Annotated in this window: 5 protein-coding genes and 1 pseudogene; all 6 read left to right on the top strand. The window is 54.9% G+C overall.

The features are described 5' to 3' along the window. Positions 1-140: 140 nt before the first annotated feature. Positions 141-359 (top strand): annotated as a pseudogene (locus tag HMPREF3148_RS14250) (NAD-dependent epimerase/dehydratase family protein); the annotation flags it as partial. Positions 360-650: 291 nt separating this feature from the next. Then, positions 651-1,250 carry a hypothetical protein gene (locus HMPREF3148_RS14065; protein ID WP_239662596.1) on the top strand — a complete coding sequence of 200 codons (600 nt, stop codon included), beginning with the start codon at positions 651-653 and terminating at the stop codon, positions 1,248-1,250. Positions 1,251-1,292: 42 nt separating this feature from the next. Next, on the top strand, positions 1,293-2,438 hold the full coding sequence (locus tag HMPREF3148_RS09640; protein ID WP_014303371.1) for a Gfo/Idh/MocA family oxidoreductase: 1,146 nt from the start codon (positions 1,293-1,295) through the stop codon (positions 2,436-2,438). Then, positions 2,420-7,954: a non-ribosomal peptide synthetase gene (locus HMPREF3148_RS09635; RefSeq protein ID WP_070419941.1), complete on the top strand. Its 5,535-nt coding sequence runs from the start codon at positions 2,420-2,422 to the stop codon at positions 7,952-7,954. Before HMPREF3148_RS09640 ends, HMPREF3148_RS09635 begins: the two co-directional genes overlap by 19 nt. Continuing rightward, positions 7,947-8,555: a VOC family protein gene (locus HMPREF3148_RS09630; RefSeq protein WP_014303369.1), complete on the top strand. Its 609-nt coding sequence runs from the start codon at positions 7,947-7,949 to the stop codon at positions 8,553-8,555. Before HMPREF3148_RS09635 ends, HMPREF3148_RS09630 begins: the two co-directional genes overlap by 8 nt. Then, the gene (locus tag HMPREF3148_RS09625) at positions 8,552-10,183 is read left to right on the top strand and encodes an AMP-binding protein (protein WP_049063288.1); all 1,632 of its coding nucleotides are present in this window, start codon (positions 8,552-8,554) and stop codon (positions 10,181-10,183) included. The genes HMPREF3148_RS09630 and HMPREF3148_RS09625 overlap by 4 nt, the downstream gene beginning before the upstream one ends. The last annotated feature ends 12 nt before the right edge of the window (positions 10,184-10,195 follow it).

The following is a 10,195-nucleotide window of genomic DNA, read 5'->3' as shown; positions in this document are numbered from 1 at the left end:
CGGCCTACTAGATCTGGCATGACACGGTGACCAGAAGAGCCGTTTTACCCTCTATCTATTGCAACTCATTGCCGCGCAGGGTAGCCTAACCTAAACAGGCCCTATTTGGCGTTATGTGCTCGCTAAGAAAAGGACATTGAGTGGTTCGCACAGGAGAGACGGCAAGAGTGGGGGTTCTCGGTTCGCATGGCGAAGTAGGCCGCCAAGTAGCCGCACTGTTGCGCGCTAGCGGACATATGGTGAACTGCGGGAATCGGTCTCACCACACATCAGATGAGCGCACCGCTATCGTTGACGCTCACGACGAGGAATCTGTCAACAAATTTTCCCGTGACCTTGATGTCGTCGTCAACTGCGCCGGACCGTCATGTCTTCTCAAGACCTCAGTAGCGTCGGCACTACCAGACTCAGTGGGCTATATAGACCCGTTCGGAGCCAACTCATTCGACAACTATCCCACCAACCGTCCGTGCGTGGTCAACGCCGGCGCTACCCCCGGTCTCAGCGGTCTATTACTACGCCACCTGGCGGGCCTAATCGACGACTGTCAATCGGTAACTCTCTGCACTGGTGGACGCGACCGGGGCGGGCTGTCGGGTCTGGTCGATGTGGTGCTAAGTACCCACAACTCCTACGGACATCCTGGGAAGATGATTGTCGACGGCGACCTCGTGGCTTACCAACCTGGGAGCATCCACGCTGAAGATCTGGAACCTTTCCCAAGCGATGACGGACTCATAGCAAGCCCGTTCGTCACCAACGAGCTACGCAAGGTGGCCCAAGATTTCTCTATTCCGCGCCTCATAGGGGTCACGGCCATACCGGACCGGGACACCCAGCAGTTACTTTTACGTGCGCTCTCACAAACCGACATATCAGACCCAACCACGCTCATGAATTTGTGCGCAGACATAGCTGCAGCGAAGACCAAACTCGATGCCGGAAAGAACCACTGGTTTGCCATCCAAGCCACTGTCCACGGCACCCTACGGGGCCGCCCTGTTCGCGTCTCAGGCAGTGTCCACGCACCGGACTCCACCTTCATCACCGCTCTTTTTGTTGCGGAAGCGACAAAAAGCGTTATCCGCGACGAACTACTAACCGGGCCGAAATGGGGCTATGAGCTGCCGGCCCCTCAAACTGTCCTCTCGTCACTGGCCTCTTACAGCGTCGACATTAAAATCGTCGGCCCTACAGCAACTACCGACGCACCTCAATGGAGTGATGACGACGATGCAGGCTTCATTTAAAAACCCCGGTATTTCGGCTCAGAACCTAGAAAGGGCCGTCGCATGAACACTGTACGCGTCGTCGTATGCGGCACAACATTTGGCCGTATATACATCAACGGGATAAAAAAGCTTGCGGATAAATTTTCGCTGGTAGCAATCCTATCTCAGGGCAGCGAACAGTCGCGCCGGCTGGCAGAGCAGCTAGGCGTACCTCTGTGTACCAAGATCGAAGATCTCCCCGCTTTTGATCTTGCCTGTGTGGTGGTCAGATCTAGCGTCGTTGGCGGTTCCGGCACGCAGCTCGCCCTAGAGTTTTTAAGCCGTGGCAAGCATGTAGTGATGGAGCACCCGATCCACAAGAAAGACTCTGTAGATTGCTACCGGATGGCAGCGAAAAATAACGTGCAGTTCAAGCTCAACACCTTCTACCGCTGGAATCCAACCATATCCCGGTACTTGGAAATCGCAACAACACTAACCAGGCAGTTCAAAATCATCCACATAGACGCCGAATGTAGCATTCACTTTCTATTCTCAACGCTCGATATCATCGGAAGGATTACCGGCGGTTTTACCCCATGGAGCTTTGATGACGACACCCAAGTTACCGGAATATTCACTACGCTCACCGGTTCGATACGCAAAACCCCGCTCTGCTTGCGCGTGGTTAATCACAACGACCCAGAAAAGCCAGACGATTTCGCTCACGTGGGGCATCGAATAACTGTTTTCACGCACGCCGGAAATCTGGTGCTCACCGAGACTGACGGAACCATCATCTGGCACCCAAACACCCCAATCCCACGAGATCAAGCTGGCTTGCTAAGCACTGCTGCCGATGATCGTTTGAGCACTCTACAGTTGCATGAGAATCTCCTTATCGAGCCGTGCGTTACCCGTGTCGCCCTCTACGACCATACCTGGCCTGCAGGCATTGCGGAGTTTCTGAACGAAGTATATGACAAGTTGGCGTGCTCCAAGAACGAAGCGCAAGAAGCCGAATACCTCCTGGCATTGTGCGCAGTCTGGGCGCGCACCGGACAATTACTGGGTCCCACATGTACCGTCCAAGCAGCTATGCATGCCGAACCACTCAGTCTCGAGAGTCTGATGTGGCCGCTGGGGGAGTCTCATACCTCCCCCATTGAGCGAAACAACCCCAACCACCGGAACACAGGAGAGATAACATGGATGTCACAGCGCTGATTAACGACCTTGAATCCCGCGGTATAGCGCTATGGGTGAACGGCGATCGACTCAACTACCGTTCACCCAAGGGTTCCTTGCGCGAGGAAGACCTCGCGGCCTTAAGGTCAAATAAGGAAAAGGTTTTGGCATGGTTGCGTGAGCGGGAGGCCGTTCCGCATGATGAGCAAGCACGGTTCGCCCCCTTCCCCATGACCGATATTCAGCGCGCATACGCAACCGGTCAGAACGAAGGCTATGATCTGGGTGGCACCGGGTGCCACAGCTACGCCGAAATACGAACGGAACGCCTTGATCGCAGCCGCCTTGAACAGGCCTGGCACGAACTCATCCAGCGCCATGACATGCTCTCTGCAGTGGTCGTTCCACCGGATTCGCTGCAGGTGGTTAAATCTCGCAGTTTGCCGGTGCTACAAGCTGTAGACCTCGCGGGCCACAACCCAGATGTCCCGGACGCCGAGTATCTTCGTCACCGCGCAAAATTGGAAAACCGTAGCTACCCGTTGGGCACCTGGCCACTGCACGAATTCCAGCTTTTGCAATTTGACGAATGCAGCATCCTACAGTTTTCGGTGGACATGATCATCGCCGACTTTGTAAGCGTGAGGGTGATGGTCGAGGAACTTCTAACTCTCTACGCAGGTAACGTTCTACCGGAACTAGAGGACACCACGTTTCGGGATATAATCACCTCCCGTAACCACCACAGCCAGAGTGCCGCTGGCTTCGCTGCACGCACCAATGCAAAAAAGTACTGGTCCGAGATCATCCCCTCGTTGTCCGGCAAACCCTTACTGCCGACGCTGACCTCAGCCGATCGCACATCCGAAATGCCGGTGCGTTTCACCCGGCGTACCTGGCGATGCTCGCCAGCAGCATGGTCAAAGCTCACCGACGCAGCAAGCACTCACGGCGTCACTCCTTCGGCGACGCTACTTACCGCCTACGCCGATGTACTGCGCCGTTGGTCCTCCACAAGTGACTTTTGCGTCAATGTCACTTCGATGAACCGAGATTCTGCCATTGCCGGAATCAACCGTATTATCGGAGACTTTACCGAGATGACCCTACATGCTTGCCATCCGCACACTGGAACCTTTAGTGAGCGCGTGCACGCAACCCAGGAGCAGCTATCCGAAGAGCTATCACACGCTGCGTATTCCGGGGTTGACGTGTTGCGCGATATAGCCCGCACTACCGGGCAGCCCGCGGTAATCCCGGTAGTATTCACCAGCGCGTTGGGTGCAGACACACCGCACAACAATGGTCCGGCCTACAACCTTGTCTCCGGCGTAAGCCGAACGCCGCAGGTATGGATTGACTGTCAGGCATTCCAGGACGGAGGCTCTTGCAACGTTAACTGGGACGTGCGAGAGGACGTCTTTGAACCGGCGTTGATCGACGACATGTGGGAGTCATTTACCGACCTACTCGATCGCCTGGTCGACGACGGTTCGGCGTGGCAGGAAACTGATTCAGTCCACTTGCCCGATAAGACGATCGCCATCCGTAACCGCATTCACAAAACCCACGTACAGCAGACCACCCGATGCCTCCACGACGGGTTTTGGGATAACGTCCAGCAGCACCCACACCAGCCAGCGCTGGTGTGTGGCGGAAAAACCTACAGCTACCAACATCTGGCTGGCTACGTCGGGGCATTACAGCATGAGCTCTCTGATGTCGGTCCCGGAGATTACATTGCCATCGTCCTAGGTAACGGAGTATGGCAAATAGCTGCCGCTGTTGCCGTGGTATCAACTGGTGCAGCCTACGTGCCGATCGATCACGAGCAACCCGCAATCCGCCAACGTTCAATGATAGAAGCGTGTCGTCCTGCCAACGTCATCACTAATTCTCATTTCTCCGAAGAAAATACCGATATCTCCAACATCAACGTCGATACTCTCAGCCCGATACAGTACAGTGGCACCATAGCCTCACCGGTTTCCCCCACCGAAACCGCCTACATCATCTTCACCTCAGGCAGCACCGGAATTCCAAAAGGTGTTGTCGTTACGCACTCGGCTGCAATGAACACCATAGATAGCGTGAACAATCTCCTCGGCCGAAATAAAAGACGCACGGTATTGGGGGTATCGAAGTTATCCTTTGACTTATCCGTGTATGACATCTTCGGTACCTTCGCAAGCGGTGGCACTTTGGTCCTGCCGTTAGACGAGGAATCGCGAAACCCCAGCAAATGGATCGATTTCCTTGTTGATAACAACGTCGATACCTGGAACTCTGTTCCTGCACTGTTCCAAATGCTTGTGCGAGAGGTAGAGGTGACCCGTCACCCGAACATCCTCAGCCTAGACCTGGTTATGCTGTCCGGAGACAGGATCCCGGGCACTCTCCCAGCGCATGCTGCACCCCACTTCCCTAATGCTGAACTCATCAGCCTCGGCGGCGCCACGGAGGGCGGAATATGGTCGATTTTCCACCCGATGACCTGTCACACAAATGAAACTAGCATACCATATGGTACCGCGTTACCCAACCAAGGAATGTGGGTGCTCGACGAGGCCTGCAATGAGTGTCCGGACTGGGTGCGAGGGCAAATCCATATTTCCGGGGAAAGCCTAGCCACCGGTTACCTCAACGATCCAACCTCCACAGCAGAGAAATTCTTCTTTTCCGAAAAGCATGGCACACGCATGTACGCTACCGGGGATATAGGAAGCTACCGCCCAGACGGCGTAATCGAGTTTCACGGCCGTCGGGACAATCAACTAAAAATCAACGGCTATCGAGTGGAAACCGGCGAGATAGAAGGAGTCCTCGAATCCAACGACTTCGTCGAACGCGCTATAGTACTCACCCAGGAAACCAGTGACCCAATTAAACTACATGCTTTCGTCACTGATGCACAGAGCGACAAAGATGAGCTCAAGGATGCTGGGCAAATCAGAAACTCGGAGCTCCGTACAATGCTTGAGCAGCGCTGGACACCTGCAGATACGAGCCTTGACACGGGAATATTTGCCACATGGATGCGGCTGGGAAACGAAGCCGCGATGGCTGCTTTGCTCGCGGCTTTCCAACAAGCCGGTGTTTTCCTCGTTGCAGGAAAATACCACACTCTTACGGAAATCACCGCGGCGATCCATCCCTCCGAAGAGTATCGCGAACTCATAACCCGTTGGCTCAATATTCTGACTGGAGAAGGCTTAGCCACTAAGGATGATGAGGGTTGGACTGTCAGCCAACAGACCCTGGACTTCTTCGTGTTCGGAGAGGCCTGGGATCAGTTCGGCAACATGGAAGCGGAAATCAATAACAGTAAGGAATTATTCAATTACCAACGGCACGCAGCTGAGGCGCTTCTTTCCCAGTTGCGCGGAGAGATCAGTCCCACCGAGGTGTTCTTCCCGGAGGGAGATACCCATAACGCCCGCACCATTTACGGCGAAAACCGCATTAGCAAGGCGATGAATGCTGCGGCCGCAGAGGCAGTGATCGGCATTGCCGAGCACCACGCTGATCATCCGGTAAGGATCCTCGAGGTCGGCGCTGGCATAGGTGCTACGACGGAAAAAATTGTTAGCCGACTCCCCGAGAACGTAATCGAATACCGCTTCACCGATATTTCGACATTCTTCCTACATAAAGCCCAAAAAATGTTCGCGCATTGTGGTGCCATGACCTATGGCCTGTTTGATATGAACTCAGACTGCACATCGCAAGATGTAGAGTTCGGCGGTTACGACATCATTTTGTGCGCCAACGTACTGCATAATTCAGTAAATATCGAGGAGTCATTCACCCGCTTAAAGCAGCTGCGCCGCCCCGGGGGCGTGATCGTCATAGTAGAGCCGATCACTGAGCTTTACGCAGCCCTTATCTCGGTGTCCATCAAGATGAATCTGGTTGATTTCACGGACCACCGTGCGGAATCACACAAGGTGTTCATCGAGGACGCGCAGTGGGATCAGGTCTTCAGGGATACCCAGATGCACCGCATCGCGGAGTACCCAAACACTAGTGACCCGTTGCGCGAATGCGGGCAACGACTCATCATCGTTGGTGCCGATGACGACGATGTCCCCACGCTCAACAGTGAAGACATTCTGGGCTACCTGCGTGCTCACCTACCGGGTTACATGGTTCCGGCTTCCGTCAATGTACTACCGGAATTGCCGTTAACCTCAAATGGCAAGGTAGACCGCAAGGCCCTAGCGCAACTCTGCTTAGAACCGGTGGGAAGCCCCAACAACCGGATCGATCCTCCACGCAACGAAACGGAAGAGCAGATAGCGACTATCTGGCGCGATGTCCTCGACACCACGGAGGTTGGGCGCAATGATGACTTCTATGCGCTTGGGGGTGACTCACTGCTCATGGCCGAAACGGTAACCCGGCTCCGCCAAGAAATACCTGGCCTACAGCAGCACACGTGGGACGCCCTTATGCGTGGCGTACTCAAGGTGCCAACCATCGCAGGCATTTCCGCGCTAGCACAGGCTGCAGGAAGTAGCTGTCAACCCGAAGCATTAAAAGCCGTTAATTCTGCTAATCATACCTCCCCTGAACTGACTGCTCTGTCTACTGTAGCCAGTGGCTCTCCAACTGGGTCTTCAAATCTGCATGTATACCGATTGCCGAAGGACGCAACGTTCTGCCGCGTGATGATCCACGCTGGCACTGGCCGCCTGAAGGACTACGAGTTCTTGATGCCCGAACTGCTTCAACGCCAGCCAGAGATTGCCCACGTTGGTTTTACCGCTGGTGACGCAGATCGATTCCTGGACTACACAACCCGTACGCTGATCAGGGATCTGGCCCAGAGCTACGCCCAGGAACTTGATGAGTTGGATATGGAATCTTATCAGTTGGTCGGCTACTGCATTGGCGGTATGTTAGCGCTGGAGACCGCGAAGGCGCTCACCGAACTCGGCCGCGACGTGCGCCAGGTAACTTGCATCAGCACCCACCAGTGCCCGCACCGGGTCACTAATGAACTACTGTGTGAGCTCGCCTATGGGTGCATTTTCAACGCTGACCTAAGTGCAATGGGGGCGAACTTCGACCTCAAAACCCTCGCAGCAGCCCTGGAGCACACCCTTGATGGCATCAACCGCAATATCAGTGACGAAGAACTGTGTACCCTTGAAGGCCCATACGCAGATATCGGGGAATTCTTCCAAAAGATGGCGGTGTTGAGTCCCAGGGCGCGCCGCAAACTCATCTACCGAAGCATCCGTGAATTCGACACAGACTCCGAGTCCACTCGCGGGATGCTGGACATCCTATACGATGTCTTCCGGCATTCGTTACTCGGAACCATCGACTACGTCCCCGATGTCTATTTCGGTGATGTAGTCGTACTGCAGCCTACCGAAGGTGTAACTGGTTTTTACCCGAGCCTAGGCGGAGACATCGATTGGCCAGCGACCGTGCTCGGCAACCTGCAGATACATGCCGTGGCCGGTTCTCATGCCACCTGCCTGCTACAGGAGAACGTACCCTCACTACTTCCGTTCTTCACGGAGAGGGAACAACGAAATGGCTAATGTGGGACACATTATCTATAAAGCAGACGACCTAGAGAACTCAATTAATTACTTCCGTTCGCGCGGCTTTGACGTTGAACCAGGACAACAGAAAAACGCTGCAAGCGCGCTTATTTATTTCTGCGAGGGTCCCTACCTGGAGATACGAGAGCGAGCCGACGTACCACCGTTTTTCCGCCAACTTTTACACCTTACTGGCAATGGAAAATTCGTCGACTCCTATGACAGATTCGCCACCATGTCACAGGGGTACTCACGGGTGGTACTGGAGGCGCAGCGCAAGGAATTTGACCACATAAAGGAGATTTTTGATTCTCATCAAACCAAGAGCCTGACAATCCCGTTCTCCCGCAAGGATCCCGCTGGCAGACGGCTCGCCTGCTGGTGTCTGTCACCCGACGACTGGGCGATCCCACTTTTCGTGACCCCCTTTGCCATTGATACCCATCGCAGCACCCCGCATCCTAACGGGATTACCCACATAACCGACATCGATTTTGCGGCCAGTGAGAAGACATTAAGCATTTGTAAGCACGTTGGTGTCGACGGCGGCCTCACCTGCCGTTCCGGCACAGGCACGATTGATTTGGAGTTTGCATGAGAGGGCGCGATATCGACCGCAACAGTGTGTTGAAGCATTACGAAGGCACCGGCCACCTGGCCCGAAAAAGCCTGTGCCAGGAACTGTTCGAATCATCCGAGATTTATTCGGACCATGTAGCTGTCATCGCTGACGACGCACACCTGACCTACGCACAACTCGAGCAATCACTTTGTGTGTTCACCGAGGAGCTACGAGAAAGCGGCCTCTCGCCAGGTGACCACGTGCTACTGCAACTGCCAAACACCGCAGCGTATGTGGTGACTCTGCTTGCGCTGATGCGCGTGGGTGCTATCCCAACCCTGCTGCTTCCCGCGCATAGAGAGGCCGAAGTTGCAGCGTTGTGTGAGTCTTTACACCCAGTTGCTTATATCGGTAGCCGCGACCATCTCGGTTTTGACACCGTAGCCATGGTAGAGGCTATGGGACCCGGCGAGCTCGGACTCAAAGAACTGTGGGCCGATAACGGACCCACGCACGACAAGGAGTCCTCGTACCGAGTTCTGCCAGGTCTCTTCACTGCCCCGATTTCTACCAAATGTTCTCCGCCTACTAAGTGGCCGGATCCACGCAGCGTTGCGCTGAATCTTTTGTCTGGCGGAACCACGAACATGCCAAAAATAATTCCCCGGGTACATGAGGCGTATGCATATAACACCCGTGCGGCGGCACAGTGCTGCGGCGTCGGGCCAGATACGGTATACTTGGCGGTTCTATCTACCTCTCATGATTTCGCCTTAGCTCAGCCCGGGATTCTGGGCACCTTGCTTTCGGGCGGCACTGTGGTTCTGTGCACCAGCGCAGCCTTCGATGAGGCGTTTCCGGCCATTGCGACCCACGGGGTCACGCTGACTGCACTAGTTCCTGCGGTAGCCCAGGTGTGGGTGGAGGCCGCAGAGTGGTTTCCCGCAGATTTCTCTTCCTTGGAGCGAATTATCATTGGCGCAGCGGCGCTTAACGACGGCTTAGGTGAGGCAATACAGGATCGTTTCGGTGTGCGTATCCACCAGGGTTATGGCATGGGTGAAGGCATCACTACGTTCACGCGTATTGATGACCCTCCAGCGGTGATTCTTGGCACGCAAGGTCGTCCCATCTCTGATGCTGACGAGTTGGTAATCGATGGCCCGGGAGGCGAGCCGGGAGAGATACTAGAAAAGGGCCCTTATACTTTCTTCGGCTACGAAGGAAACCGCGATACCCCGGACTGTTTCACCGAGGATGGTTTCTTCCGCACCGGTGACCGTGGCTACCTTACCGAGGACGGCAACCTGGTGCTGTGCGGGCGCGTGGTTGAACAGATCAATCGCCTGGGCGAAAACGTCTCCCCTTCTGAGGTCGAGACACTCTTGTCTGGAACTCCAGGCATTAGTGCTGCAGCCGTCTTCCCAATGCCAGATAGAGCACTGGGAGAGCGCACCGTTGCAGCCATCGTCGCCCAACCAGGCGTTAACCGCTCCGCCATTCTGGATGATTTCCTCACCCGAGGCGTAGCCCGATACAAGGTGCCGGACCAGGTGATCACTGTCGACGAAATTCCACTGATCAACATCGGCAAGGTCGACAAGAAAAAGCTGCGTGCTCTCGCGGCAGCGCAATTTACTGACCGTGAATCCGAACAAAGCTGAGAGGACAAGACC

This window comes from Corynebacterium sp. HMSC05D08 (assembly GCF_001807215.1).
In the GTDB taxonomy this organism is placed as follows: domain Bacteria; phylum Actinomycetota; class Actinomycetes; order Mycobacteriales; family Mycobacteriaceae; genus Corynebacterium; species Corynebacterium striatum.
This window is presented reverse-complemented; position numbering and strand designations above follow the sequence as displayed.

Bases quoted from the DNA above. Each gene is read 5' to 3' on its own strand.
- HMPREF3148_RS09640 (WP_014303371.1), top strand. From the start codon at position 1,293: ATGAACACTGTACGCGTCGTCGTATGCGGCACAACATTTGGCCGTATA.
- HMPREF3148_RS09630 (WP_014303369.1), top strand. From the start codon at position 7,947: ATGGCTAATGTGGGACACATTATCTATAAAGCAGACGACCTAGAGAAC.
- HMPREF3148_RS09635 (WP_070419941.1), top strand. From the start codon at position 2,420: ATGGATGTCACAGCGCTGATTAACGACCTTGAATCCCGCGGTATAGCG.
- HMPREF3148_RS09625 (WP_049063288.1), top strand. From the start codon at position 8,552: ATGAGAGGGCGCGATATCGACCGCAACAGTGTGTTGAAGCATTACGAA.
- HMPREF3148_RS14065 (WP_239662596.1), top strand. From the start codon at position 651: ATGATTGTCGACGGCGACCTCGTGGCTTACCAACCTGGGAGCATCCAC.